Origin of the sequence: Eoetvoesiella sp., assembly GCF_035555955.1 — a bacterium.
Lineage (GTDB): Bacteria > Pseudomonadota > Gammaproteobacteria > Burkholderiales > Burkholderiaceae_B > Eoetvoesia.
Genome location: NZ_DATMGA010000066.1, coordinates 105,009 through 130,089 on the forward strand (window position 1 = coordinate 105,009; position 25,081 = coordinate 130,089).

Genomic DNA, 25,081 nt, shown 5'->3' on the forward strand with positions numbered 1-25,081 from the left:
AATCCAGGCCTAGGAAATACGGGTTAGGCCCGATGCCTTAGGCGGAAAGCGGCGCACGCAGAGCCCGGCCGGGGACTAAGATGGTAAAGAAGGGAACTTGCCGCATAAATATTTCATAAACCGGCAACACCTTGTTTTGAGTAGTTAAATATAATCACGGTTGCGGTTGACCTGAGACATGCTTTCTTGAAAGGGGGTTGCGTGGTTTCGTATAGCGGTTCAAGTAATGCGCCCGCATCGGCCGGCGCAAGCGACCATTCGGCCAGTACCGACGCAGCCCGGCTTTCCTGCCTTGAACGCATACTCGAAACCCGCCGGCTCGACGCGGTGTTCCAGCCCATCATCAGCCTTGGCAAGGGCCATATACTGGGCTACGAAGGGCTGATTCGCGGCCCGCTCGACGGCCCGCTGCATTCCCCCGTCGAGTTGTTCAAGGTGGCGCGTGCCAACGACCTGGCCCTCGAGGTCGAGCGCCTTTGCTGCCGCATCATCCTCGAACGCTATGCCGAACTGAACCTGCCCGGAAAGCTGTTTCTCAATGTCAGCCCCATGGCGCTCGAGCTGACGAACTTCAGCGCCGAGACCATCCTGGGCTTTCTGGAAGAAATCGGGGTCGAGGCCGGCCGGATCGTCTTCGAGCTGACCGAGCATCCGCATACCGGATGCGACTACGACGTGCTGCGGGAAGTCATCGATCGCTATCGGCGCATGGGCTTCCAGATGGCTATCGACGACATGGGCGAGGGCTTTTCAAGCCTGCGCCGCTGGTCCGAGCTTTTGCCCGAATACATCAAGATCGACATGCATTTCATCCAGGGGGTGGACAGCAGCCCGGTCAAGCAGCAGTTCATACGCTCCTTGAACGACATCGCCCATAAGGCGGGCACCGTCATCGTGGCCGAGGGCGTCGAAACCGAAAACGAACTACGCTTTTTGGCCGAGAACGGCATAGCCTGCGGCCAGGGCTTTTATATTGCGCATCCCAAGGCGAACCCCGTCACGGCGCTGTCCGAAGACTTCAAGAAACTGCTGGAAAACGGCTGGTCGGTCAAGCATGGCATGAAAATTTCCCCGGCGCGCGCGGGCCGCAGTGCAAAGACGCTGCTGCGCTCGGTGCCCGTTGTCGAGCCCACCTTCACCAACAACCAGGTTTGCGACGTGTTCGCCGAGTACGCCGAGCTGCATACCGTGCCGGTCGTAGCGTCGGGCAAGCCCCTGGGCATCATTACGCGCACCGCGCTGATCGAACGGTTCGCCCGCCCATATCAGCGTGAGCTCTACGGCAAGAAGCCGTGCTCCATGTTCATGAACGACAAGCCTCTGGTAGCCGACAAAGACACCAGCCTGCAGCAGCTCAGCCATATTCTGGTACAGGCCGACCAGCACCGCCTGATCAGCGATTTCATCATTACGGACGAAGGCCGCTATATGGGGATAGGCACCAGCCACGATCTGTTGCGCGAGCTGACCGACATGCAGATCGACGCCGCCCGGTATGCCAACCCGCTGACCCAGCTGCCGGGCAACGTTCCCATCAACCAGCACCTGGACTATCTGCTGCAATCGGGGCTTTATTTTTGCGCCTGCTATGTCGACCTGGACAACTTCAAGCCGTTCAACGACGTGTTCGGCTACAAGAAGGGCGACGACATCATACAAATGACGGGGCGCATCCTGAGCAACGCATCCGATGCCGACAGCGATTTCGTGGGCCATATCGGCGGCGACGACTTCCTCATCATGTTTCAGAGCAAGGACTGGGAACAGCGCTGCAGCACGATATTGCGCGAATTCACGCTGGGCATGGCGCAGTATTTCGACACGGCCCGAGGCAGCGACCTGGGCGGCTACTACGCCAAGGACCGGCGCGGCAACCGGCAGTTCTATGCCTTGCCGTCCTTGTCCATCGGCGTGATCGAGGTCGATCCCCTGCACTTCGATTCCGTGCACCAGATAGCAGTGGCGGCGGCTCAGGCCAAGACCCAGGCCAAAAAAATCATGGGCAGCAGCATCTTCGTGGAGCGGCGCAAGCACCGGCCCTGGGCCTCGGTCGAGCCTTATGCGTCCGGCCCGTTCCGCGAGCCCGACATGCCGGAGCAATAAAAAGGAGGAAGAGTCGGAGCTACACGGCACAGAATGATTTTTTTGGTGTTTCAGCGCCAAGAAAAGTACAAGGCCTTACAGTGGTTTCGCTGTAAGGCCTTCATTTTATTGGCCAGTATGGCGGGGTTCGAAGTTGCCATTCCTTGCGCCTCGTGTTGATTTTTCCAGTTGGCAAAAGTCAAGCTTTGTCAAAAAAGTGTAATCCCCGTATGTGTAACTGGCGGTATTGCCTAGAATCATCATCTAACATCCTAAAACATTTCTATAGAAACCATTATTTTTACTGGATGGGATCTGATGGTCAATAAATCTTCATGCGATCACACAGGCTGGGTTTTCCGCATTGATGACATGATCAGGCGACAGGCCGGGGAGGTTGCCGTTCCGTCGCACTGCCTGATCGCCGCTGCTTCCAGGGTTTCGGCGTCAGTAGGCTCCCTTGCAATCCGCACAGCAGGAATTGCCTTCATACCAGCGCTACTTCCGGCATCCTGGACGGGAGCTGTCGATACTGCTTGGGCAGCGTGCACTACACAAGCCGATGGCAGCTACCTCTGTTCGGACTCTTCTACCGGAGAAGCCTTGACAGGCACGACAGGCCCACTGAACATCGTCGCCGACAACACGCTCGACATCAACAGCAGCGGTGTCGGTTTCGATATAACAGGCTCGGGAAGCAGCATCGATTTCTCGCAAGAAAGCGGAAGCAGCATCATCGGAACCACCGGCGTCGATGCCAAGAAATACGGGGCCGGCTCGAATACAGTCACCGTTGCCGGTAACGTGACAGGCGACGGTGACTACGGCATATTCGCTTACAACGACGCCGCTGCAGCCGATGTCACCATAGAACAAGCCGCTGGAACGATCACGGGCACCTCGCACGGAATACGCGTGGACAACTACGGAACCGGAGCGGCGACGATTATCACGGCGGGAACGGTGACCCAGACGGGAACAAGCTATGATTCTTACGGGGTTTATGCCTATAACGCGCCCACCGCAACCGATATTACCCTGACCCAGACAAGTGGAACGGTTTCCGGCCACTATTACGGCATGTACGGAAACAATCAGGGCATAGGCTCCACTATTATTAGCAGCGCGGGCAATGTGACCGCCACCGACATCGCTGGCGTTGCCGCCTACAATGGAGCCGCGACAAAAGATATTCGCATAAGCCAGACGGCGGGCACCATTACCGGCGGGGACTATGGTATTTATGCGGCGAACCAGGGAACCGGAACCACTTCAATCACAGTCGGCGGCACGGTAAACGGCGGCACAGGCGCCGGCATTGAATCCGTAACCTCAAACGAAACGACTATCGCAATCACGTCCACTGGGATCGTTGGCGCCTCGTCGGGGATTGCGATACGGAATGGAGGCAGCGGGAATGCCGTTGTAACGAGCGCGGGCACGGTCACTGGCGACACTATGCTTGGCCTCGGCGACGACGCATTCAACCTGACAGGCGGATCGTACACAGGCAGAATTTTCGGTGACGACTCGGTCGCCGACGATGGCAATGACACCTTCGCCTGGACCGCCGGCAGGCTGATCGGCGGGTTCTACGGCCAGGGCGGTTCCGATACAGCTACGGTCAGCGCCGTGGCCTATGACGGCAGCCAGGTCTTGGACGGCGGTGATGATACGTCCGGCGCCGATGGCATCGTCGATACGCTCAACCTGGACGGCATTCATGCAACATCAAGCGGAGGCAACATTGTCAACTGGGAAATCGTTGGGCTGAATGGCAGCACGCTGGCTATCAACGACGGCGCATGGAAGGTCGGTGAGGCCGACGAGGCAGGCACCGGTGTTTTCCTGAGCAACGGCTCTACGCTTGACGGCATGGCGGGGCTGGCCCTGGATGGCAGGCTCGCTATTGATGCCACGTCGTCCTTTGTTGCCCGCGGAGGTGGCGCCGGCGTTTATTCAGTCAGCGGCGACGTGAACAATGCGGGCCTCGTCACCCTGCGTGACGGCGCCGCCGGCGACATCATGACAATCGCGGGAAACTATGTCGCCACCAACGGCAACTTGCAGATTGATACGGCTCTAGGCGATGACGAATCAAAAACCGATAAGCTGATTATCCACGGTGATACGAGCGGCACCACACGCTTGGCAGTCAATAATGTCGGCGGAACAGGCGCGCCGACCGTCGAAGGCATCCGTGTCATTGGCGTGGACGGCGCTTCCAAAGGTAGCTTCTCGCTCGCCGGCGACTACTCCGTCAATGGCAAGCCTGCCATTGTTGCCGGCGCTTATGCCTACCAGCTTTACCAGGGCGGGGCAACGACACCGAACGATGGCGACTGGTACCTGCGTTCGCAGCTGACACCCCAGGGGAACGACGATTCAGACGGCTCGCCGCCAATGAAACCACTATATCAGGCCGGCGTTCCTTCTTACGAAGCCTATCCGCAAGCGTTGCTTGCCTTGAACAGCGTGCCAACCCTGCAACAGCGCGTCGGCAATCGTTTTTGGGCTGGCGCGGGCAATCAGTTTGGGCAGGGTGCCGACTCAATCACCAAGTCTTACACGTCATCGAGCAGGCCCGGCGCTGCCATCGAAGGCAATGGCATATGGAGCCGCATCGAAGGGGCTTATAACCATATTGATCCACATTCCTCGACATCGGACACGACCTATGACCAAGATATCTTCAGGCTTCAGATCGGCGTGGATCGTCAATTGACCAAAGCCCAACATGGCAAATTGATTGGCGGACTGGCAGTCCACTACGTCCGCGGCAAGACATATACCTATTCCCCGCATGGGGACGGCGAAATCGACACCGACGGCTATGGCTTCGGAGGAACGCTGACCTGGTACAACAAGAATGGTTTTTATCTGGACGGCCAGGCACGCGTTACGTGGTATGAAAGCGATCTGAATTCCCGGCTGGCCCACCGAGGGTTGACCAAGGGCAATGACGGTTTCGGCTATGCGTCGTCCATCGAAGGCGGCAAGCGTATCGTCCTGAATTCGGTCTGGTCGTTTACGCCACAGGTCCAACTGGTTTATTCCAATGTCGATTTCGACACGTTCAACGATGCGTTTGGCGCTCGCGTCAGCAATGACCGTGGAGAGAGCCTGCGGAGCCGCTTCGGAGTGACGCTCGACCATGAGGGCGCATGGCTGAATGTCGATGGCATGCCCATCCGCGCGCATATGTACGGGGTGGCAAACATTCATTATGAATTTCTCGGAAAAGCAAAGGTCGATGTTGCCGGCCAGAGCTTTGCCAGCCGCAATGATCGCTTATGGGCGAGCTTTGGCGCGGGCGCCTCGTTCAACTGGAATGACGACAAGTATTCGTTCTACGGCGAGGCCCTTGTCAACACCAGCTTGAGCCAATTCGCAGACAGCTACTCCGTTGTGGGACGGGTAGGCTTCCGTATGAGGTGGTAGCACAACGGCTGCCGCCAGGGCACTCTCGCGTTATCTTCCTCAATTCCGACGGCTAGGATCGGCTGCTCTTGGCAGGGCGCGCAGGCTTGGCCGTCTTGCCCTCTTGCCCGTTCAATTCGGCGACGAGCTGCTCGGCTATCCATTCGTACCATTCTATGGCGCACATTTTGATGTCCCGCGCATATTTGACGGTGGCGTACAGCCCGAAGTAGCGGTCGGTCACCGGAGGAGGAAAGCTGACCTGGTTTCGGCGCTGGGCTTCTTCGTAATGGTCGTCGATCATGCCGATTTCAGTATAGGTCATGGCGATCTGGGCGCGCACGACTTCCAGTGCTTCGGCGGGAGACAGCGTCCACAAGGACGCCACCTTCATGGCGAACTCGTGCCGATGGGGTTCGGGCGTGGGGGAATGCAAGACCCAGTCGCGCAGCGCCGCCTTACCCTGGTCGGTCAGCGTGTAAACCTTCTTGTTGGGCCTGGAGTCCTGGATCACCTGGGAGAACGTGACATAGCCTGCGCTAGCCAAGGCCGCCAGAACCGTATAGATTTGGCTATGCTTGGCCTCCCACATGAAATTGCGGGGCGGCCCCATCATCAACGAAAGCTCGTAGCCGGTCTGGTCGCCCTGGGCCAGCCTGCCCATTAGTGTGTAGCCGATGATTGGAATCTTCTGCCTGGCCTTCCTCGCTTCCGACACCTGCGAGGCCGTGCGCTTACTCGAGTTGCTCCGCATTGCAATCCTTCTCTTTGTGGAGTGCGGCCTGCCGCGGATCGGCAGTCGGACGATCCGCGGCAGGCCAGCACCATGCGTCAAGCGCCATTATACTTTCGCTTGCGCTGCTATCCGGCGTCCGATCGAATCGGACGCCATCACCACGATACCAGATTGGTCAAGCGCAAGAACAGTTTCAGATGGGGAAGAGCCGAGCTGAAATGAACAAGGGCCTACAGCAAAACGCTGTAGGCCCTTGATTGTATTGGTCGGGACGGCGGGATTCGAACTCGCGACCCCTTGCACCCCATGCAAGTGCGCTACCAGGCTGCGCTACGCCCCGAAAACCAGGTACCCCTGGCTTGCCGAACTTCAGGGTTGGGGTAGGGCTTTGTCGGCCGCTTTAAAAAACACCTGGTTTTGCCAGGTGTTTAACGATACCCGTGGTTCGGTAAAGAACGAGATTCTAGCATAAATTTTTATCCTGGTGCGGGGCGTGGACGCAAAATTCGGATCGCCTCGTCCTGCCCGAGGCGATTCGTCCATGAGCAGGCGTTGCGTCGCATGCGGGCGGCCGTGGGCGCGGCATTTGCCGGCGGCGGGCAGCGGGCCTATGAGCGTGAACGGCCTAGCCGACCTGGATTTCGGTTTCCGCATAGCGGATGCGGCTGCGCGTTTGCGTGGCCAGGCTGTATATCAGGGTCAGCGGGCCGAGCCGGCCGGCGAACATGAGGACCACCAGCAGTATGCGGCTTGGCGTGGAAAGCGACGTGGTCAGTTCCGTGGACGTGCCGGTGGTGCTGATGGCCGTGACCACTTCGAACACGATGTCGATGAACGGCGCTTGTTCGAAGATGCTCATCAACAGGATGGAAAACAGCGTCAGGCCAAGGGTTATCAACAGCAGGGCCAGGGACTTTTGCACGGTATCGGAAGACACCGAACGATTCATCAGCACGACTTCCTGGCGTTGGAAAACATAGGAACGCGCGGCGGCAAGCAGGACGATGAACGTGCCGATCTTGATTCCGCTGGCGGTGCTGAGCGAGCCGCCGCCGATGAACATGAGCATGATCAGCACCAGTTTGCTGCTGTCGCTGAGCAGATCGACATTGATGCTGCTGAATCCCGCCGTTCGCGCGGCGACGCTTTGCAGCCAGGCGGCCAGGGCCTGCGCTGATGGCGGCAGTGTGGCCAGGGTGCCTTCGTTCCGGAACTCTAGCGCCCAGATCAGGACGAAGCCGGCCAGGTTCAGGGCCAGGGTGCCCCAGATTATCAGCTTGGTGTAGGGGCTGAATTTCGACCAGCGCCACGAGCTGTGGACGTCGTTCAGGACGGTGAAGCCGATGCCGCCCAGGATGATGAGCAGCGTGGTGGCCAATATGGTGACGGGGTCGCTGATATACAGCGACATCTGCGTGGCCTGCAGCGAGAACCCCGCGTTGTTGAACGCCATAACGGTATGGAACAGCGCGCGGAACAGGGCTGTGGTGAATGAGGATTCCGGCCACCAGCACAGCAGGAAAATCACGACGCCGATCATCTGGATGCAGGCCGTGATCTTGAACACGGCAAACGCCGTCTTGTGGATCTTGGACACGCTGGTCTGATTGAAGGCTTCCAGCGCCAGGGCCTGCTGCTTCAGGCTGATCTTCTTGCCCAGAGTCAGGGCGGCCAGGATGGCGAACGTGACGAATCCCAGCCCTCCTATTTGCACCAGCAGGGCAAGGACGACCTTGCCGAACAGTGTGAACGTGGGGCCGATGTCCACCAGGCTCAGCCCGGTGACCGTGACGGCGGAGGTGGCGGTGAAGAGAGCATCGAAAACGCCTATGGGGCGATAAGTGGCCACGGGAAGCGACAGCAGTACGGTGCCCAGCACGATGAGCGCCAGAAACCCCGCCGCCAGAACCAGCGGAGGGCTGGCGTTGAAGCGGCCCGTCTTGCGAAAGCGTTTGTATGACCGGTAGGGGCGGCCGGGATCCCAGTGGCGCATGCGGCTAGGCCAACTTCGGCGCGAGCGCCTTCAATGCGGCAAGCTGGCCCAGCAGCACCACGATGTCCTTGGTGTTCAGGACGAACTCCGGGCCGGGATGAACCGTGATCTCGGATTTGCGCTTGACCAGCAGGACGTGCACTGTGCTTGCCGAGCTTTGCAGGAAACTGCCGACGGAGACCTCGTGCAGTTGTTCCCCCACGTCGATTTCGACGACGAACTCGCCGTTGCCCATGGAGATGTAGTCGTTGACCATGGGGTAGCTGAGCAATTGCGCGACCCGGATGCCCATTTCCTCTTCAGGATGGACGATGCGGGTAACGCCCAGTTTGCTCAGTATGAGGTGCTGAGAATGCGAGGTGGCCTTGACCCAGATGTTCTTGACCCCCAAGCCCTTCAGGTGGACCACGCACAGCAGGCTGGCCTGCAGGTCCGAACCAATGGCGACCAGCACGACGTCGTAATTGCCGAGGTCCAGCTCTTCCAGGGCATGCTTATCGGTGACGTCGGCAATGACCGCATGGGTCAGTTCGTCGACGTATTTGTCGACGGTCTTGCCGTCGGTATCGACGCCAAGCACGGAGTGTCCCAGTTTCATGAGCTCGAGCGAAGCGGCCGAGCCGAACCTCCCTAGACCGATAACGGCGAATTGTCCCATTGGGCGTCCTTGTTCCCTGTCGTTTGTTGTTCTGATATACGTTTTTTAGCATGAAGGCCGTGCATGAAACCATACCGCCAGCCCCGCCACGTCGTGTAATCCAGACGGATCGGCAAATAATTCCTAGAATTGTGCATATATTCGCCGCAGATGTGTTAATTTTAGAAATACTAGGGTAAACCTTAATATAGAGGTGGCTTTTTCACATGGTGAACTTGTTTGAACCGGTCAAGTTGGGCGCGGTGCAGCTGAAAAATCGCATTGTCATGGCCCCGCTGACACGCACCCGGGCGTATCCGGGGCGCATCCCCAATGAGTTGATGCGCAAGTACTATTGCCAGCGCGCCGACGCCGGACTCATTATTTCAGAAGCGACATCCATCTCTCCGCAAGGCGTAGGCTATCCCAACACGCCCGGAATCTGGTGCAAGGCCCAGATCGAAGGCTGGAAGAAAATCACCGATACGGTTCACGCCAAAGGCGGCAAAATATTCCTGCAGCTGTGGCATGTGGGCCGCGTTTCCGACCCCGAATACCTGAACGGCGGCATTCCTGTCGCGCCCAGCGCCATCCCCTGCGGCGGCCACGTCAGCCTGATCCGGCCTGTGCGCAACTTCGTCACGCCGCGGGCCCTGCACACCGAGGAAATCCCCGGCATTGTGGCCGATTACGCGCAGGCGGCGCGCAATGCCCAGGAGGCAGGCTTCGACGGTGTCGAGGTGCATGGCGCCAATGGGTATCTGCTGGACCAGTTCCTGCATGACGGCTCGAACAAACGCACCGACAAGTACGGCGGTTCGGTCGAGAACCGGGCGCGCCTCTTGCTGGAGGTCGTGGACGCCTGCATTGGCATATGGTGCGCCCACCGGGTAGGCGTGCATTTGTCGCCGCGCGGCGGGACCCATTCCATGTCGGATTCGAATCCGTCGCTTATTTTCAATTACGTGGCCGAGCAACTGGGCCAGCGCAAGATCGCGTTCATCTTCACCCGCGAGTCCCTTGGCGAAGACAGCCAGATGGCGGAATTGAAAAAGCGCTTCGGCGGCCCTCTCATCGCCAACGAAGGCTATGATTTGGCCGGCGCGGAGCGTATATTAAGCCAGGGGCACGCCGATGCGGTGGCATTCGGCAGGGCGTTCATCGCCAACCCCGACCTCGTGACGCGCCTGCGCACCGGCGCGGTTCTGAACGAACCCGATTCCAGCACGTTCTACGGGGACGGGGCCAAGGGATATACCGATTACCCGACGCTGGCGGCGGGCCAGCCCGAGGTAACCACGTAACCGATGCTTCGGCAAGGGGGCCGGCCAATGAGAAGTCCACGCGTAAATTGGCGAAATCTGGCCGCAATGGGCGGCCTGTCCGTAATCCTGGCCGGCTGCGCGCTGGGCATCCAGCCCGGCGACAAGTCGCCCAGTGTTTCGTACACCGTGCCGCGCAATTATCAGACCGTATACCTGCGGGCCCAGAACCAGGCCACGGAGTGCCTGCGCGGGAAAAGCGAATACGACGTGGTGGGCAAGGTCGATCCGGCCATGCAAAGCGGTTCGGTCGAGGTTCGCGAACCCCTGAGCGGGGCCGTCGTGGCCCGCACGACGCTCAAGGCCGTCGATGCCCAGCATACGCAGGTCACGCATACCGTCTGGGGGCACGAGCTCTGGGATGCAAGGGCCTTGGCGGCCATGCGCGAATCTATCCTGATGGACAGCTCGGTCTGCACCGTCTACAAATAATAATCGCTTGTACGAATAGCCGATTGCGCGCCGCAGGCGGCGGGGGCGTCAATCGGCTTTTGGCTGTCTGGGCCTGACTATCTTGAAGGTGGCGACGGCCGTGGCAAGCAGTTCGCCCCGCTCGTCCAGGGCGCGGCCCTCGCAAAAGGCCAGGCTGCGGCCCAGGCGCAGGCATTTCGTTTCGAAGACCACGGTTCCGTTCGCGGGCGCGATGAAATGGGTCGTCATGTCGATGGTCGCCATGCCGGCCGATGGGTCGTGAGCCCTGGCCGCGGCGCTAAGCGTGAAGTCCAGCGCGCTCATGAGCGTTCCGCCATGGATTTCGCCCCGGCTATTGCTGATTTCCTTGCGGTAAGGCAGGCGGGTGCGGGTAAGCTCGGGCGAGAACAGCTCGGGGATCAGCCCGATATAGCTCATGAATGGAATATCGATGCCGAAATATCCGTTGGCGATTTGGGCGGAGGACGGTGGCGTATTGTCGGGCATTGGCAGGGCCTGTTGACAGGCCTTAGGCCAGCCGGGCTTTGACCTGGGCCGATACGGCCGCCATGTCGGCGCGGCCGGCCAGGGCCGCCTTGAGCAGGCCCATGACCTTGCCCATGGCCGGCGCCCCGGTTACGCCCTGCGCCGTGACCTCGGCAATGGCTGCCTGGATGGCGGCGTCGATTTCCTGGGCGTCGGCTTGCTGAGGCAGGAACTCCTGCAGAACCAGCAATTCGTTCTGCTCTTGCTGGGCGGTTTCGGTCCGGCCGGCTTGTTCGAAGGCGGCAATCGATTCACGGCGTTGCTTGACCTGCTTTTCAACAATGGCGACGATCTCGGCGTCGTCCAGATCGCGGCGCTCGTCGACCTCTTTTTGCTTGATGGCGGCCTGGAGAAAGCGCAGGGTGCCCAGCCGGGCGCTATCCTTGGCCCGCATGGCGGTTTTGACTGCATCGGCAAGCCGGGGCTTGAGCGAGTTGCTCATGATGGATTCCTGAATAAATGGATGGCGCGGCAAGCTGCCGCGCGGGAAGGATCGCGTTATTTTAGCGCACCCGCTCCGCCGGCCCGGGGCGGGTGCAGAAAGAAGAAAGCAAGGGAAAGAGGCCAGGAAACCGGCGTGCGGCGTGGCGCCGGGCGGTTCAATGGAAATTCCGGCTGCGGGTTGGCAGGCCCTCCAGCATGGGTGTCAAGTCGACCAGGCGGCTTGCCACCAGGTGGCAGACGTTGTTCTGGCGCTGCCAGACTCCGTACACACCCAGAAGCTGGCTTTGCCGCAGCTCCCGGCGCTGGCGTTCGGCAAGCTCGGGGCGGACGATGACATTGACCAGGCCGGTTTCGTCTTCGAGACTGACGAACACGACGCCTTTTGCCGTTTGCGGCCGCTGGCGCGTGGTCACGATGCCGCAGGCCCTGGCCAGTCGCTGGTGAGGGTAGTCACTGTGCAGAATGCTGGCGCAGACGAAGCGGCGCACTTGCAGTTCTGCCCGCAGCAATGCCAGCGGATGGCGCCGCAGCGTCAGTCCCATGGCCTGATAGTCCGCCCTGATTTGTCCTTGCTCCGAAGGCGCCTGCAGCCTGGGCTGGACGACATCGGAGATGGCGGCCTCGCGCAGCAGCCCCTTGAGCGGCATGTTGGCGGCCTGCCAAAGAGCCTGGCGGCGGTGGCCGCTTAGCGCCTGCAAGGCATTGGCGCTGGCCAGCGCGTCCATATCGTGCCGGCTCAGCGAAGCCCGCAAGGCCAGGTCGTGCGGGCTGGCGAATGGCCGGGCATGGCGGGCGGCTTCGATGCGCAAGGCGGCTTCCTGCGACAGGCCGCCTATAAGCTGCAGGCCCAGGCGCACAGCCGGATGAGCGGGATTCGCGCAGGAGCCGTCCCGCTGAACAGCGGCTTCGGCCGGTGTTTCAGGCAGGGGTTCGAGGGATGTCTCCCAGCCGCTGACTGTAATGTCGGCGGGCAGGACAATGACGCCGTGGCGGCGCGCGTCCTGCACCAATTGACTGGCAGCGTAAAACCCCATGGGCTGGGAATTGAGCAGGGCGGCCAGGAAGGCCTGCGGCTCGTGGCGCTTGAACCAGGCGCTGAAATACGCCAGTTGGGCAAAGCTGGCCGAGTGGCTTTCCGGAAAGCCGTATTCGCCAAAACCTTCCAGTTGCCGGTAGATGGCCTGGATGAAGTCGTCGGGGTAGTTGCCGGCTCGCATGCCGGCGATGAGCTTGGGGCGCAAGGTGTCGACGGTGCCCTTGCGCTTCCAGGCCGCCATGGAGCGGCGCAGCTCGTCGGCTTCGCCGGGGCTGAATCCCGCGGCGATGATGGCGATCTGCATGACCTGTTCCTGAAAGATGGGAATTCCCAGGGTTCTTTCCAGAACCTGCTTGATCTCTGCCGACGGGTAGTCTATTAGCTCCGGCCTCTGGCGGCGGCGCAGGTAGGGATGCACCATGTCGCCGTGGATGGGGCCGGGCCTGACGATGGCGATCTGGATGACGAGGTCGTAAAAGGATTGCGGCCGCAAACGCGGCAGCATGCTCATTTGCGCGCGCGATTCAATCTGGAATACGCCCATGGTGTCGGCCCGGCGGATCATCTCGAACGTGGCCTCGTCGTTTTCGGGGATGTCCTGCAAGACGAAGGGACGCATTCGGCGCATGCCGGCCATGTCCAGCATGCGGTGCAAGGCCGAAAGCATGCCCAGGGCCAGCACATCTACCTTCATCAGGCCCATGGCGTCCAGGTCATCCTTGTCCCATTGCACCACGCTGCGTTCGGGCATGGCGGCGTTTTCAATGGGAACCAGGCGGGACAGCGTGCCGCGTGCGATGACGAATCCGCCCGGGTGCTGGGACAGGTGGCGGGGGAAACCCATAAGGGTTTGAGCCAGCGCGGCCCAGGCCTGGGCGATGCGGCTATCGGGGTCCAGGCCCTGTGCGGCCATTTTTTCCAGGAAGGGCTGCCGCCTGTCCCATTGGTGGAAGGCGTCGGTGACACGAGCGATGAGTTCGGGATCCAGCCCCAGCGCCTTGCCGGTGTCGCGCAGCGCGCTGCGTATGCGGTAGGTGACGACGACGGCGGTCAAGGCGGCGCGCTGCCGGCCGTATTTGCGATAGATGTACTGGATGACTTCTTCGCGCCGTTGATGTTCGAAATCGACGTCGATGTCGGGCGGTTCGTTTCTTTCAGTGCTGATGAAGCGCGCGAATAGCGAATTGCCGTTCTCGGGGTTGACTTCGGTAATGCCCAGGCAATAGCACACGGCGGAATTCGCCGCCGAGCCCCGGCCCTGGCACAGAATTCCTTGCCGCCAGGCGAATCGCACGATGTCGTAGACAGTGAGGAAGTACGGCTCGTAGCCCAGGCCCGCGATGATGCCAAGTTCGGATTCGAGCTGGGCCTTTACCTGAGAGGGAACGCCCCGCGGATAGCGCCTTCGTGCCCCTTCCAGGGTTTCCTGGCGCAAATAGGCCGTGGCGGTCAGGCCGACGGGCACGATCTCGGTGGGATATTGATACGCGATTTCGTCCAGGTTGAAGCGGCATAGCTGGCTGATGCGCAGTGTTTCCTGAAGCATGTGCGCGGGGTGGATCTGCATGAGCCGGGTCCGGCTGCGCAGATGGTGCTCGGCATTGCCGTTGAGTGCGTAGCCGCATTGCTGCACGGTTTCATGGCGCCGGATGGCAGTCAGGACGTCATGCAGCGGCTGGCGCGAACGCGTATGCATTTGCACCTGGCCCACCGCCGCCGCCGGCAGCCCCCGTGCCTGCGCCGCATGGGCCAACGTTGCCGCATGCAAGGCATCATCGTGGCGATAGTGCTGGGCGCAGCCCACCCAAAGCCGGCCTGGAAACACGGGCGCCAGCAAGTCCATCTGGCGCAGCATCTCTTCCGGGCCAAGGCCATACCCGGGGATGTAGATGACCAGGCAGTCGGGCAGGCCGCCCAGATGCCGGTATCCGGGATCGGGCTGCAGGATGTCCCGGATGCCAAGCGAATACCGGCTTTTCCGATTGGATCGGACGCGGGCCATGGTAATGAACTCGGCCAGGTTTCCGTATCCTTCGGCATTGCGGGCCAACGCAATGATCTGCATGGGGGCCTCGGCCTGGCAATCCAGGAAGAAGCGGCTGCCGGCGATGAGCTTGAAGTCGGGAAACCCTGCGTCGTGCAGTTTTTTCGTGGCGACGTGCGCGCGCACGATGCCGGCCAAAGAGCAATCGTCGGCCAGGGCCAGGGCGCTGTAGCCCAGCTCGGCCGCCCGCTGCACCAGTTCGCCGGGATGCGATGCGCCCGCCAGGAACGAGAAGTTCGACACGCAATCGAGCTCGGCATAGCCGGCCAGAACAGAGCTTGGGACGGATGAGTTCATGAGCAGGAAATGCAAGGCCTGGCGAAAGGCCTAGCCGAACAGGCCGTGCAGGAACCAGCCTGCTTCGAGGGATTCGCGCTGGCGATATACCCAGTAGCGCGCCGACTGGGCGTCTTCGGCAATGAAGTAGTCGCGGCGATCGCCGCCGCCGTCTTCCCACCATCCGCTTTCGATGCGTTCGGGCCCCTTTACGAGCCGCAGGATCATACCCTTGTAGACAGGCCTGTTGCGCAGGGTTTCCAGGGGATAGGGTTGGGGCAGCAGCCAAAAGGGCCGGGCTTGCGGCCCCGGCGGCCCGCAAGGGCTTTGCCCCGGGCCAGGTCGCTGCAAGCCCGGCGCCGCGGCTTTCCAGGCATTGGCGAGCTCGGGGCGGTGGTCGGCCTCGGGCCGGGGCTCGAGCACTTGAGCGGCCCCGAGCCTTGCCCGCAGCACGTCGAGCAGGCGCGCTTCGTCTTCCTGCCATTGGGCCGGCTCGGGGAACAGGCCGGCCAGGGGCGCGGGGCGCGGCTGGATGGCGGGAATGGAAAGCTCCACGGCGACGACATGGGCGGGCAGCACGAACTGCTGCAGTTGCTCGGCCAACACATGCAGAAAATCGCCGGAACGCCAGCCCGCCCGGGACAGCAGCAAAAGCAGACGGCTGGGCGGGCGGGCGTGACGGCCCTTTTCGTGATGCAGCAGAAAGACCAGGGTGTCGGCGGCGCATTGCCTGGCATCGAGCCAGGCGCAGAGCTGTTCGATCAGTTTCGTGGCAACAGCCTGGACCGCATGCACATGCTCGAGGTATTCCTGGGGATCGTAGCGCTGTGAAAAAATCTCGGGGGCCTTGAACCAGGAGCAGGGTTCGACGGTGAATCCGTAGGCGGCGTCCAGTTCGCGAATGATGTCCGGGCTGCAGCGTAGCCGTACGCCCTCGCGAGGCAGGTTGCGTACGTGTTCCAAAGTATGGCAACCCAGGTTTTCGAGCCAGTCGAGATGGGTCTGGTCGGCAGGCAGCATTCCGGCCGGCAGCGGGTCGAGCCGGCGGCGCAGGGTTTCGGTTTGCAGGCTGCGCCGCCGCGCGCTTTGATTTTGGCAGGCCAGGATGCGCGCGCCCTGGGCCGTGGGAGCCATGCCCAGATGGTGCGGCGCTTGATGCCGGCGCAGCAAGGCGCGGACAAGGCGGCACAGATTGCGCGGCCCCTTGAACAACTGCAGGCTGTCGGCGACTTCCAGCAACAGCGTATGCCGTGCATGATCGGGGCCCAGGGCGAGATTGGGCGTGTATTGCAGAAGCTCCAGGGCTATTTGCTGCAGGCGTTGTTCTTCGAGCGCGACATTACGGACTTGCAGGACGGCGCCGGGCGCCAGCGCCTGGACGGTGCTGCGGCGCATGCCCGGGCGCAGCCCCAGCGCCTGCGCCATGGGTGTGGCGGCATGAACGCGGCCTTGCTGCAGCACCACCGCCACGGGAGTATCAGTGGGCCACAGCGGGAAAAGCGTGTCGAGGCTGTGTGTGAGCAGATGGATGCCGATCCAGAGGGGCATGGAACGTACTCCGTGGGGTTGCTGCGGCGGGGCGCAACGCAATGAAAACAGATTGGGCGCGGCATGGGCCCTGGCGCTTGGCGATGGATATTTCCAGCCCTTGCTCGAAGGGACGCAGGCCCAGGCGCAAGGGCGAGGGGCTGTGCTGCCGCAAGGCCATTGCGGGCCGCAACAGCACGAACAAGGTGTCACTTTGCCGGGCGGCCATGTGCAGGCGGCGCAAGCCCGCCGGATGTACGTTTGCGGCCCAGCAGAGCAGGGCGGCGCAAGCGTTGTGCTTGAGGATCTGTTCGCATGCCCAGAGGGAGTCGGAGGCCTGGGGGCACCGCACCCAGAGCAATCGCCGGGTGTCCAGCCCCCAATTGCTCCAGCACTGGGCAAGCGGCGTGTAGGGCGGACGGACCAGGGCGATCCGGCGTTGCGGCTCCAGCCGGGAAAAAGCGGGTCCAAGGAAGTAGATTTCGCCTATGCCTGCCTGGCTTGGAGCGATTTCGACAAGAGCGCCCAGAGGCCAGCCCTGGCCGGGCAGTTCGCGGTCGAGCTGCGGGAATCCTGTAGGCACGGTGCGGCAGGAGGACTGCGCCAGTTGCGACCCGCGCCAGAGGGCCGGATGAATATGTTCGGGATGCTGTAAAACCATGGAGGCGGCGATGTTCAGGCGGTGTGCGGGCATGCCTTGCGAAAGGCTGCGCCGGATATGGATACTGTATTAATATACAGTATCTGAGATGGCAAGGCCAGGGCCGGAAATCCGGTGCGCCGGCTTTTGCCCAAGCGCCGGCCGGAACGCCATAGGCGGCTGGTATAGTGTGAATATATTGTCAATATCCATGCCGCCATGACTGCATCCACCACTCCCGGCCCCATTGTTTTCGCTCCATCGTCCGGACAGCCCAGGCAGTTGTTCATCCTGCTGCACGGAGGAGCCGCCAGTCCCGAACAGCTTGAAACCCTTACCCAGGCCGTCAAGCTCGCTTTCCCGCAGGCCTTGGTTGTTCTGCCCTATGGCACGGTTGCCGGCAAAGACGGGCTTTACGACTGGTTCGAGCAAGAAGGCCTGAACGAAGGCAATTATGTCCAGCGGGTGCAAGGCGCGCTGCCGCCGCTTGTTGCCTACATTCAAAAAATCCAGGCCAAATACGGCCTGACGGGCGAGCACACGGCGTTGGCCGGCTTTGACCAGGGGGCCACGATTGCACTCGAGGCCAGCCTGCTTCAGCCCAATCTGGCGGGCAGGGTGCTGGCGTTTTCGGGCAGCTACGCAAGGCTGCCCGGCCTGGCGCCGGCGGCCACCACGCTGCATTTGCTGCACGGGGCCGACGATCCGCTCGTGCCGGTGGCCGACATCCGCGACATCCACAGCCATATTGCCGATCTGCAGGGCGATGCCACGCTGGACATCGCCTCCCGGGTCGGCCACGAACTGCACGATGCGCTGGTTCGCCAGGCCATCACCCGGCTGCAGACCTGCGTGCCGCTGCGCAGCTGGCAGGAGGCCCTCAGCAATCTGAAAAAAGAGGCTGGCGACGAGGAGCCCGATTTCGACTTCCTGCCCGGAAGCGACAAACCCGGCCCCACGCTGCATTAAGTGCCGGAAGCGCCCGCCGGCGGTTCGATGACGAAAGGCCAGTCGTGCCGCTGGGTGGGACGCCCGTCCGGCGCGTAGCTGGTTTCGCTGAGAATGGCGCGCCCGCTGCGATGAACGGCGATGATCGTCGAACAACGGGTGCCGTAGTCGGGACTGATGATGAAAGGGCTGCTCAACAGGCGCTCGCGCTCCAGCGAAAGGCCGGTGGCGGGCAGGTCGGCGTCGGACGCCTGGGTGCCGTCCTTCAGGATGTCGAAAACCGGGTCCAGCGAATGCTGCAAGGCTTCCGATGGGTAGATGCCCAAGGCTTGGCGCAGCCGTTCGGCCTTGGGCCAGGGCGTGTCCAGCAAATGGTTGGAGATGACATAGCGGCCGCTTCCCAGTTCGCGCGTCTGGCCGGGTGGCGGGCAGTTGCCCAGGTAGAACGCCGACGACAGGTCGCCGACGATAAGATTGAAGCCGTTATAGGCTTGGGCCGATGCGGCCGCGTGATGGACGTAGTCTCGGGGGCTTTCCTGGCCTTCCAGATAGCGGCTGCTCAATTCGCCCCGCGAAGGGGCCTGGGCCCTGAAGGCGGAAAGATCCCGGTAATTGGTCAGGAAGGCATAACGCCCCTGGCGGGTGATTCCCAGCCAGGTTCCGTGCGCCACCTCGTCGATGCCGGCAATGATGTCGGGACGCCGCAGCCACGGAGCGGCGAACCTGGCCGCCCTGGCATGGAACTCATCGCGGTTGGCGGCAATGAAAAGCGGCCAGTCGGGATGGGCCTGGATGGCCAGGTAGGCAATGCACATGAAGGCCCGGCGTCAAAGCATGGCAAGCGTCGTGCCGCGCTCGACATAGGCTCGCATGCGCACCGCGTCGCCGATGCGCGAGTAGCGGCCGGTGGAGTTGAGCAGCACCATGGCGACGTCGCGGCCGTCGATGCGGGTTACCATGACCAGGCATTCCCCGGCCTCGTTGATGAAGCCGGTTTTCGAAATCTTGATGTCCCAGCCGGGATTCTTGACCAGCTGATTGCTATTGTTGTAGGTAAGCTGGCGGCCGTTGTTGAGGGTGATCTGCTCGGTGTCGTCGGTGGTGTAGCGGTGGATCAGCGCCTGCTTGCTGGCGGCGCGCAGCAGCTTGACCAGATCGCGCGCCGTGGACACGTTTTCGGAGGAAAGCCCGGTGGGTTCGATGAAGTGAGTGTGGCGCATGCCCAGCGAGCGGGCCTTGTCGTTCATGGCGCGCACGAAAGCGGGCATTCCGCCCGGGTAGTAGCGTGCCAGCGCGTGGGCGGCCCGGTTCTCGGACGACATCAGGGCCAGATGCAGCATTTCGGCGCGGCTCAGGCGTGTGCCGACCGCCAGCCTGGAGCGCGAGTGGCGCAGATGATCGACATCGTCTTCGCTGATGGTAATGGGGTCGCTCATGGACAGTCCCGATTCGGTGACGATCAGGGCGGTCATGAGTTTGGAGATGGAAGCGATGGGGCGGACTTCGTCGCTGTTTTTGTCGTACAGGATGGTGGAGGTTTTCAGGTCGAGAACGAATGCGGCCTCGGAGCGCAACTGGGCAGAAGAATTGTCGAGCCCGGATTTAGGGCGGTGCATGATAATGTCGTCGAGTTGGCGTTCGCGCAGCCCGACCTGGATTTTGCTTGGCTTGCCGCTGGACCGCAGGCTGCGGCGCGTGACGATCTTGCTTTTTTGAACGCCTTTCCTGGCGGCGGCTTTTTTATGCTTGGCCGTCGAGGCTTTTTTGGCGGAGTGCGTTGATTGCGGCGTGGACGTGCGGGCATTGGCGACCGAGCACAGGCCAAAGGCAAGGATGATCAGATATGCGAATACCCAAAAAGGGGCTTTATTTTGAATAGCTTGCATAGGCCGCAGGTGTGAGGGAATGTTTTTGGGTCAGGCAAATCATATCAGAAAATTAAAATAACACCAATATATTAGTGAGTTACATTATCTTTTTAAAGGGATTTTTAAGGCCCGGCGCAAAAAACGTTGTGCTCGCCTGAATGCAGCGGTATTTTAGTGCCTCGTCAGCGTCTCAACATCAACAACTTCGCGGAATTTTCCATTCATGATCCGATTTGCGCGCTTTACCGTCCATGCATCCGCCGCCGTCCTGTTTTCCCTGCTTTGCCTGCTGCGTCCCGCCCTGGCTGAACCGTTCGACTCGACCCCGCGCGTGGCCGTGATCTCGGCTTTCGGACCAGAGCTCGATCTGCTGCTCGGCAAGCTGGAACAGCCGCATGAATACTTCGCCAATGGCGTCAAGTTCACGACGGGAGTGCTGCAGGGCAAGCCTGTGGTGCTGTTCCTGAGCGGCATAAGCATGGTCAACGCGTCGATGAACACGCAGCTGGCCCTCGACAGGTTCAAGATCACCCACATCCTTTTCAGCGGCATTGCCGGCGGGGTGAATCCCGATCTGCATATCGGCGACGTCACGGTGGCCGAGCGATGGGGGCAATACCTTGAATTGTTGATGGCCCGCGAGACCGCTCCCGGCGTGTACGGCAGCAAAGGCGATGGCGAAAATGCCGATTTGCCGCACTTCGGCATGATGTACACCCGGCCGGTCAAGGTGAAATCGGCCAGCCAGCCGCAAATACACAAGAAATTCTGGTTCGACGTCGATCCCGCCATGTTCGCCGTGGCCAAGTCCCTGAGCGGAGTCGAGCTTACCGCCTGCTCCGCGGCCGATCACTGCCTGGAGCGCCAGCCGCAACTGGTGGTGGGCGGCAACGGTGTTTCGGGAGCGGCCTTCGTCGACAACGCCAAGTTCCGCCGCTATGTCTTCAAGGCTTTCCACGCCAATGTGCTGGACATGGAAAGCGCGGCATGCGCCATGGTCGCGTACAGCAACGGCGTGCCCTTCATCGCTTTCCGCTCGCTGAGCGATCTGGCCGGCGGGGGCAAGGAGGCCAATGAAATGCACACATTCATGAACATCGCCGCCGACAATTCGGCCAAAGTCCTGCTGGCTTTCTTGCAGGCCTGGCAGGCGAAGGGGCAGCCATGACCAGCTCCGCGACCCCAGCCGGGCAGCCAGCCGGCCGCCAGATGGTGACCGAGTTGGTGCGGCGGTTCGGCCTGCAGCCGCATCCCGAGGGCGGCTACTATCGAGAAACCTATCGCTCCGGACACGATGTCCGGCGCCTGGATCCCGAGGCAGTGCGTAGCGCATCGACGGCCATTTACTATCTGCTCGACGGCGGGGCGTATTCGGCCTGGCATCGCATCGCCTCCGACGAGATCTGGCATTTCCATGCCGGAGATCCCTTGCTGGTGCATGTCCTGGAGGACGAGGGGCGGGTCGTCACGCATCGGCTGGGCAATGCCCTGCAGCTTGCCGACGGCGTTTTTCAGGCAGTCGTCCCCAAGGGGCGCTGGTTTGCCGCCGAGCCGGCGCGGCCGGGCGGTTTTTCCTTTGTCGGGTGCACGGTGGCGCCGGGCTTCGAGTTCAGCGAGTTCGAGCTTGCCCGCGCCGAGGACCTGCGGCCCTGGGCCGAGCATCACCCGGCATTGGTGCGGCGTTTGTTGAAACAGACGGGAGGAAATGAATGAATACAGGTGAATCCAGGGTAGCCTTGGTAACCGGAGCGGGAACCGGCATCGGACGGGCGGCGGCGCTGGCCTTGCTGAGGGATGGCTATCGTGTGGTGCTGGCCGGCCGCAGGCCCGAGCCCCTTGCCGGCGTCATCGAGGAGTCCGGCTTCGGTCAGCACGCCCTGGCTGCGCCGGCCGATGTCCGCGATCCCGATTCGGTCGAGCATTTGTTCGAGGTCTGCGTGCGCAAGTTCGGCAGGCTGGACGTCCTGTTCAATAACGCGGGAGTCAGCGCGCCGGCGACCCCGGTGGAAGACCTGGAGCTCGACCAATGGCAAAACGTGGTGGACGTCAATCTGACCGGCATGTTTCTTTGCATCCGCCAGGCTTTCCGCGTCATGAAGAACCAATGGCCCCGAGGCGGACGCATCATCAACAACGGGTCGATCTCCGCTTACTCGCCCCGGCCGGGCTCCATTGCCTACACGGCGACCAAGCATGCAGTCAGTGGCCTGACCAAGGCGGCATCGCTGGACGGACGGGAGCACGACATCGCGGTGGGCCAGATCGATATCGGCAACGCGGGAACCGACATGGCCTCGCGCATGGCAAAAGGGGTCAGGCAGGCCAACGGCGAGATCGTGCCCGAACCCCTCATGGACGTGGACATCGTGGGGCAGTCCGTCTTGTACATGGCCAACCTGCCGCTAGAAGCCAATGTACTGTTCCATACCGTAATGGCCACCAAGATGCCTTTCGTGGGGCGCGGCTGAATCATGGACACACTGCACAAACCCATTCCCCCCATTTGGGACGCCTGGCTGCGCTATGCCAAAAGCAATCCCCCCGTGACCCTGGGCCTCGGGGCCTCCGCATTGATCGTCATCTGGTTCGTCATCATCAGCCTGTATCAGGCGTTTGCGGGCGACGGCCATATTTTCATCGGGTACGCCTGGCGCGGGGGGCTGGCGGCATTCGGCGCGACGGCGCTCGGGGCCGTCAGCATCCTGGTGCTGCGCGGCATTACCGATCGCACGCAGGACATCATGCTGGGTTACGCGGCAGGCATGATGCTCTCGGCCAGTTCCTTTTCCTTGATCCTGCCGGGCCTGGAGGCGGGAACAAAGCTGTTCGGCAATGCGTCGCTGGGGGCCTTGAGCGTTGTCATCGGCCTGGCCCTGGGCGTGCTGCTGATGCTGGGGCTCGACTACTTTACTCCTCACGCACACGAGAACGCGGGAGCTTGCGGGCCGAACAATGAACGCATCGGCAGGATATGGCTGTTCGTGCTGGCCATCATTCTGCATAATTTTCCCGAGGGCATGGCGATCGGCGTCAGCTTTTCGCATGGCGACATGAGCGTCGGCCTGCCACTCACCACTGCCATTGCCATCCAGGACATTCCCGAAGGCCTCGCCGTCGCCATGGCATTGCGCGCGGCGGGCCTGTCCATGCGGCCGGCGATTCTGGTCGCGGTGGCTTCGGGCCTCATGGAGCCGTTGGGAGCGCTGGTCGGCGTGGGCATGTCCAGCGGATTCCCGGGGGCGTACCCCATCAGCCTGGGCCTGGCGGCGGGCGCCATGATTTTCGTGGTGTCGCACGAGGTCATTCCCGAAACGCATCGCAACGGGCATCAAACGGCGGCGACCATAGGGCTGATGGCGGGCTTCGCCACCATGATGTTCCTGGATACGGCGCTCTAGCGCACCGGCAGGAAATTGAAGAACAGCAGGCCCTGCACGTAATTGATGCCGACCCGGCGCAGGTTCTCGTCAAGTAGATTGGCCACCAGGTCCAGCCGGCCTATTATCTGCCCGAATTCGCGTTCGAAGCTGAGGTTGGCCTGGCCGCCGCTGATTTCATTGGACAGCAGCAGGGGCTGTCCTGCCGCGTTGCGCCGCGTGCTCAGCAGCCAGTCGGCGATCTCCACGTTCCGGGCGGCATTGTAGATGTGCTGGGCGCTCAACTGGTCGGATACATAGAAGCGCGTCTTGCCGTTATGAGCCTGGATGATCATGTCGGCCAGCCCGAAAACGAAGGCGGCGACCCGATCGCCCTGGTAGGCGGGATCCAGGGAAACCGAAAGAATCTGGATGTCGCCCAAGCCGCGAAGCTGGCGGGGCGCCTGTCCGCTGAGGATGGCGCTGCGCCCCGTCTTGATGGCGGTTTCCAGATCGGGGAAACCGGCTTTGCGCCATTCGGCGGGATTGCGGCGGTAGAGTTTCTCGAGCAGCCGGTTCAGGCTTTCCAGGTTGTCCCGCATGGCGATGGTGACCGTGCGGTTGAAATCGGTCTGGGCGAACTGGTCGAACGACATCTCCTCGTTGTGAGGGGTTTTCGCCGCCGGCGGGCCGTTGGCCGCGCATCCGCCCAAGCCCGCTCCCAGGGCCACGACAATGCCGGTTGCGATGATGCCTTTCATGCCGCCTCGAGGTGTTTGCGCCCGCTGGCGGTCATTCGATGTTCTGGGTTTGTTCGCGCAATTGTTCGATGAGCAGCTTGAGGTCGATGGCGGCTTGCGTGACGCTGAGGCTGCCGGCTTTTGATCCCAGTGTATTGGCTTCGCGGTTCATTTCCTGAAACAGGAAATCCAGCCGCTTGCCCAGGCTGCCTGGTTTGCCTTTGGCTGTTTGGTCCTTGCCCTTGGCGGCTGCGCCGCCGGTGGTCAGCAACAGGCGCAGCTCGCCCAGGTGCGAGCGCAGGCGGGCGAGTTCTTCGGCCACGTCGATGCGCAGGGAAAACAGCGATGTTTCCTGGGCGATGCGCGCCGACAGTTCGGCGCCGCTGATCTGGGCGAAGCCGCCCGGGCAGGCGGCCTGCAGGGCGTCGTGCAGCTTGGCGGCCAGCTTTTGCTGGTGCTCGGAAAGCAGCTGGGGCAGGACGAGTTCCACCTCGTCGACAATGCCGGCGATGCCGTCCGCGCATCCGAGCATGATTTGCGCAAGTCGTTCGCCTTCGCGTTCGCGGTTGGCCTGGAAGTCGGCCAGGGCCTGTTCCATGGCCTGCGCGCACATGGCGGTCCAGGTCTCGGGAGTGACGGCCTGGTCGTCGGCGCCCGAGCCCTTGAGCAGTTCGCCGAGCTGGGGAGCCGCGACATCGGGAATGTGCCGGCGGGCGCTGGCGAGCTGTTCGGCAACGGCCGTCACATAAGCGGGATCCAGGGTCTTGACGCTTTCGGCCTTGGCCCGCGAGTAGTTGACGCGGATGTCGACCTTGCCCCGGGCCAGGGTCTGTCCCAGCTTTTCGCGGATCATGCCTTCCAGCATGCGCAGGTCGTCGGGAAGACGGAAGTTGACGTCCAGGAACCGGCTGTTGACGCTGCGGAATTCGAGGGTCAGCGTTCCTTCTGGAGATTCGGCGCGGGCAGCGCCGAATGCGGTCATGCTACGAATCATGGAAGAGGGTGTCCTGCGCAAGGTGTCTACAATTTCTCTATTATTGCCCATATTCACACCC

General features: G+C 61.8%; 21 protein-coding genes and 1 tRNA gene. 9 read left to right on the forward strand and 13 right to left on the reverse strand.

Features of this window, described 5'->3' with window-relative positions; translation table 11 throughout:
- Nucleotides 1–201: 201 nt before the first annotated feature.
- Together VNT00_RS15455 and VNT00_RS15460 are read left to right on the forward strand one after the other, a co-directional pair.
- Nucleotides 202–2,103 (forward strand): GGDEF domain-containing protein, encoded by a 1,902-nt coding sequence (locus tag VNT00_RS15455; RefSeq protein ID WP_325589058.1) that lies wholly within the window; start codon nucleotides 202–204, stop codon nucleotides 2,101–2,103.
- A 582-nt stretch (nucleotides 2,104–2,685) separates the two neighbouring features.
- Nucleotides 2,686–5,523: an autotransporter family protein gene (locus tag VNT00_RS15460; RefSeq protein WP_325589060.1), complete on the forward strand. Its 2,838-nt coding sequence runs from the start codon at nucleotides 2,686–2,688 to the stop codon at nucleotides 5,521–5,523.
- Nucleotides 5,524–5,575: 52 nt separating this feature from the next.
- Here the strand turns inward: VNT00_RS15460 and VNT00_RS15465 are convergent, their stop codons facing one another.
- The 4 genes from VNT00_RS15465 to VNT00_RS15480 form a co-directional block, all read right to left on the reverse strand.
- Entirely contained in the window at nucleotides 5,576–6,256 is a 681-nt protein-coding gene (locus tag VNT00_RS15465) for a PadR family transcriptional regulator (RefSeq protein ID WP_325589062.1), read from the reverse strand.
- Between the two features lie 245 nt (nucleotides 6,257–6,501).
- Nucleotides 6,502–6,578 (reverse strand) — tRNA-Pro (locus VNT00_RS15470).
- Nucleotides 6,579–6,863: 285 nt separating this feature from the next.
- On the reverse strand, nucleotides 6,864–8,231 hold the full coding sequence (locus tag VNT00_RS15475; protein ID WP_325589064.1) for a TrkH family potassium uptake protein: 1,368 nt from the start codon (nucleotides 8,229–8,231) through the stop codon (nucleotides 6,864–6,866).
- A 4-nt stretch (nucleotides 8,232–8,235) separates the two neighbouring features.
- Entirely contained in the window at nucleotides 8,236–8,889 is a 654-nt protein-coding gene (locus tag VNT00_RS15480) for a potassium channel family protein (RefSeq protein ID WP_325589066.1), read from the reverse strand.
- A 206-nt stretch (nucleotides 8,890–9,095) separates the two neighbouring features.
- Between VNT00_RS15480 and VNT00_RS15485 the strand changes: the two genes are divergently transcribed.
- The gene (locus VNT00_RS15485; RefSeq protein WP_325589068.1) at nucleotides 9,096–10,172 is read left to right on the forward strand and encodes an alkene reductase; all 1,077 of its coding nucleotides are present in this window, start codon (nucleotides 9,096–9,098) and stop codon (nucleotides 10,170–10,172) included.
- 66 nt (nucleotides 10,173–10,238) lie between these two features.
- Nucleotides 10,239–10,622: a BPTD_2524 family lipoprotein gene (locus VNT00_RS15490; protein WP_325589070.1), complete on the forward strand. Its 384-nt coding sequence runs from the start codon at nucleotides 10,239–10,241 to the stop codon at nucleotides 10,620–10,622.
- A gap of 48 nt (nucleotides 10,623–10,670) precedes the next feature.
- On the opposite strand, the gene VNT00_RS15495 is transcribed toward VNT00_RS15490, so the two are convergent.
- The 5 genes from VNT00_RS15495 to imuA form a co-directional block, all read right to left on the reverse strand.
- Nucleotides 10,671–11,108 carry a PaaI family thioesterase gene (locus tag VNT00_RS15495; RefSeq protein ID WP_325589072.1) on the reverse strand — a complete coding sequence of 146 codons (438 nt, stop codon included), beginning with the start codon at nucleotides 11,106–11,108 and terminating at the stop codon, nucleotides 10,671–10,673.
- 22 nt (nucleotides 11,109–11,130) lie between these two features.
- Nucleotides 11,131–11,589 (reverse strand): GatB/YqeY domain-containing protein, encoded by a 459-nt coding sequence (locus VNT00_RS15500; RefSeq protein ID WP_414650941.1) that lies wholly within the window; start codon nucleotides 11,587–11,589, stop codon nucleotides 11,131–11,133.
- Between the two features lie 157 nt (nucleotides 11,590–11,746).
- Entirely contained in the window at nucleotides 11,747–14,968 is a 3,222-nt protein-coding gene (locus tag VNT00_RS15505) for an error-prone DNA polymerase (RefSeq protein WP_325589074.1), read from the reverse strand.
- A gap of 30 nt (nucleotides 14,969–14,998) precedes the next feature.
- Complete coding sequence (locus VNT00_RS15510; protein ID WP_325589076.1) at nucleotides 14,999–16,495, reverse strand: Y-family DNA polymerase; 1,497 nt, start codon at nucleotides 16,493–16,495, stop codon at nucleotides 14,999–15,001.
- A complete protein-coding gene (gene imuA, locus VNT00_RS15515; RefSeq protein ID WP_325589079.1) occupies nucleotides 16,425–17,168 on the reverse strand; it encodes a translesion DNA synthesis-associated protein ImuA in 744 nt (247 codons plus the stop codon). Before imuA ends, VNT00_RS15510 begins: the two co-directional genes overlap by 71 nt.
- A gap of 165 nt (nucleotides 17,169–17,333) precedes the next feature.
- On the opposite strand from imuA, the gene ypfH reads away from it, so the two are divergent.
- Nucleotides 17,334–18,083: an esterase gene (gene ypfH / locus VNT00_RS15520; protein ID WP_325589081.1), complete on the forward strand. Its 750-nt coding sequence runs from the start codon at nucleotides 17,334–17,336 to the stop codon at nucleotides 18,081–18,083.
- On the opposite strand, the gene VNT00_RS15525 is transcribed toward ypfH, so the two are convergent.
- Nucleotides 18,080–18,877 (reverse strand): NRDE family protein, encoded by a 798-nt coding sequence (locus VNT00_RS15525; RefSeq protein ID WP_325589083.1) that lies wholly within the window; start codon nucleotides 18,875–18,877, stop codon nucleotides 18,080–18,082. The genes ypfH and VNT00_RS15525 overlap by 4 nt on opposite strands.
- Nucleotides 18,878–18,889: 12 nt before the next feature.
- A complete protein-coding gene (gene pbpG / locus VNT00_RS15530) occupies nucleotides 18,890–19,948 on the reverse strand; it encodes a D-alanyl-D-alanine endopeptidase (RefSeq protein ID WP_325589085.1) in 1,059 nt (352 codons plus the stop codon).
- Nucleotides 19,949–20,153: 205 nt separating this feature from the next.
- Here pbpG and VNT00_RS15535 point away from each other — a divergent pair, with 205 nt between their 5' ends.
- Genes VNT00_RS15535 through VNT00_RS15550 form a run of 4 tightly spaced genes read left to right on the forward strand, consistent with a single transcriptional unit; the run spans nucleotide 20,154 to nucleotide 23,328 of the window.
- Nucleotides 20,154–21,098 (forward strand): 5'-methylthioadenosine/S-adenosylhomocysteine nucleosidase, encoded by a 945-nt coding sequence (locus VNT00_RS15535; protein WP_325589087.1) that lies wholly within the window; start codon nucleotides 20,154–20,156, stop codon nucleotides 21,096–21,098.
- Nucleotides 21,095–21,643 (forward strand): cupin domain-containing protein, encoded by a 549-nt coding sequence (locus VNT00_RS15540; RefSeq protein ID WP_325589089.1) that lies wholly within the window; start codon nucleotides 21,095–21,097, stop codon nucleotides 21,641–21,643. Before VNT00_RS15535 ends, VNT00_RS15540 begins: the two co-directional genes overlap by 4 nt.
- Complete coding sequence (locus VNT00_RS15545; protein ID WP_325589091.1) at nucleotides 21,640–22,398, forward strand: SDR family oxidoreductase; 759 nt, start codon at nucleotides 21,640–21,642, stop codon at nucleotides 22,396–22,398. The genes VNT00_RS15540 and VNT00_RS15545 overlap by 4 nt, the downstream gene beginning before the upstream one ends.
- Before the next feature lie 3 nt (nucleotides 22,399–22,401).
- Complete coding sequence (locus VNT00_RS15550) at nucleotides 22,402–23,328, forward strand: ZIP family metal transporter (protein WP_325589093.1); 927 nt, start codon at nucleotides 22,402–22,404, stop codon at nucleotides 23,326–23,328.
- On the opposite strand, the gene VNT00_RS15555 is transcribed toward VNT00_RS15550, so the two are convergent.
- Entirely contained in the window at nucleotides 23,325–24,047 is a 723-nt protein-coding gene (locus VNT00_RS15555) for a hypothetical protein (protein ID WP_325589095.1), read from the reverse strand. The two genes, VNT00_RS15550 and VNT00_RS15555, sit on opposite strands and share 4 nt — an antisense overlap.
- Before the next feature lie 31 nt (nucleotides 24,048–24,078).
- Entirely contained in the window at nucleotides 24,079–25,020 is a 942-nt protein-coding gene (locus VNT00_RS15560; RefSeq protein ID WP_325589097.1) for a YicC/YloC family endoribonuclease, read from the reverse strand.
- Nucleotides 25,021–25,081 lie beyond the last annotated feature (61 nt).

Excerpts from the sequence above, each read along its gene's own strand:
- VNT00_RS15495 (WP_325589072.1), bottom strand. The coding sequence starts at position 11,108 with ATGCCCGACAATACGCCACCGTCCTCCGCCCAAATCGCCAACGGATAT.
- VNT00_RS15480 (WP_325589066.1), bottom strand. The coding sequence starts at position 8,889 with ATGGGACAATTCGCCGTTATCGGTCTAGGGAGGTTCGGCTCGGCCGCT.
- VNT00_RS15535 (WP_325589087.1), top strand. The coding sequence starts at position 20,154 with ATGATCCGATTTGCGCGCTTTACCGTCCATGCATCCGCCGCCGTCCTG.
- VNT00_RS15475 (WP_325589064.1), bottom strand. The coding sequence starts at position 8,231 with ATGCGCCACTGGGATCCCGGCCGCCCCTACCGGTCATACAAACGCTTT.
- VNT00_RS15505 (WP_325589074.1), bottom strand. The coding sequence starts at position 14,968 with ATGAACTCATCCGTCCCAAGCTCTGTTCTGGCCGGCTATGCCGAGCTC.
- VNT00_RS15500 (WP_414650941.1), bottom strand. The coding sequence starts at position 11,589 with ATGAGCAACTCGCTCAAGCCCCGGCTTGCCGATGCAGTCAAAACCGCC.
- VNT00_RS15540 (WP_325589089.1), top strand. The coding sequence starts at position 21,095 with ATGACCAGCTCCGCGACCCCAGCCGGGCAGCCAGCCGGCCGCCAGATG.
- VNT00_RS15545 (WP_325589091.1), top strand. The coding sequence starts at position 21,640 with ATGAATACAGGTGAATCCAGGGTAGCCTTGGTAACCGGAGCGGGAACC.
- VNT00_RS15550 (WP_325589093.1), top strand. The coding sequence starts at position 22,402 with ATGGACACACTGCACAAACCCATTCCCCCCATTTGGGACGCCTGGCTG.
- imuA (WP_325589079.1), bottom strand. The coding sequence starts at position 17,168 with ATGCCCGCACACCGCCTGAACATCGCCGCCTCCATGGTTTTACAGCAT.
- pbpG (WP_325589085.1), bottom strand. The coding sequence starts at position 19,948 with ATGCAAGCTATTCAAAATAAAGCCCCTTTTTGGGTATTCGCATATCTG.
- VNT00_RS15465 (WP_325589062.1), bottom strand. The coding sequence starts at position 6,256 with ATGCGGAGCAACTCGAGTAAGCGCACGGCCTCGCAGGTGTCGGAAGCG.
- VNT00_RS15525 (WP_325589083.1), bottom strand. The coding sequence starts at position 18,877 with ATGTGCATTGCCTACCTGGCCATCCAGGCCCATCCCGACTGGCCGCTT.
- VNT00_RS15510 (WP_325589076.1), bottom strand. The coding sequence starts at position 16,495 with ATGCCCCTCTGGATCGGCATCCATCTGCTCACACACAGCCTCGACACG.
- VNT00_RS15490 (WP_325589070.1), top strand. The coding sequence starts at position 10,239 with ATGGGCGGCCTGTCCGTAATCCTGGCCGGCTGCGCGCTGGGCATCCAG.
- VNT00_RS15560 (WP_325589097.1), bottom strand. The coding sequence starts at position 25,020 with ATGATTCGTAGCATGACCGCATTCGGCGCTGCCCGCGCCGAATCTCCA.
- ypfH (WP_325589081.1), top strand. The coding sequence starts at position 17,334 with ATGACTGCATCCACCACTCCCGGCCCCATTGTTTTCGCTCCATCGTCC.
- VNT00_RS15555 (WP_325589095.1), bottom strand. The coding sequence starts at position 24,047 with ATGAAAGGCATCATCGCAACCGGCATTGTCGTGGCCCTGGGAGCGGGC.
- VNT00_RS15485 (WP_325589068.1), top strand. The coding sequence starts at position 9,096 with ATGGTGAACTTGTTTGAACCGGTCAAGTTGGGCGCGGTGCAGCTGAAA.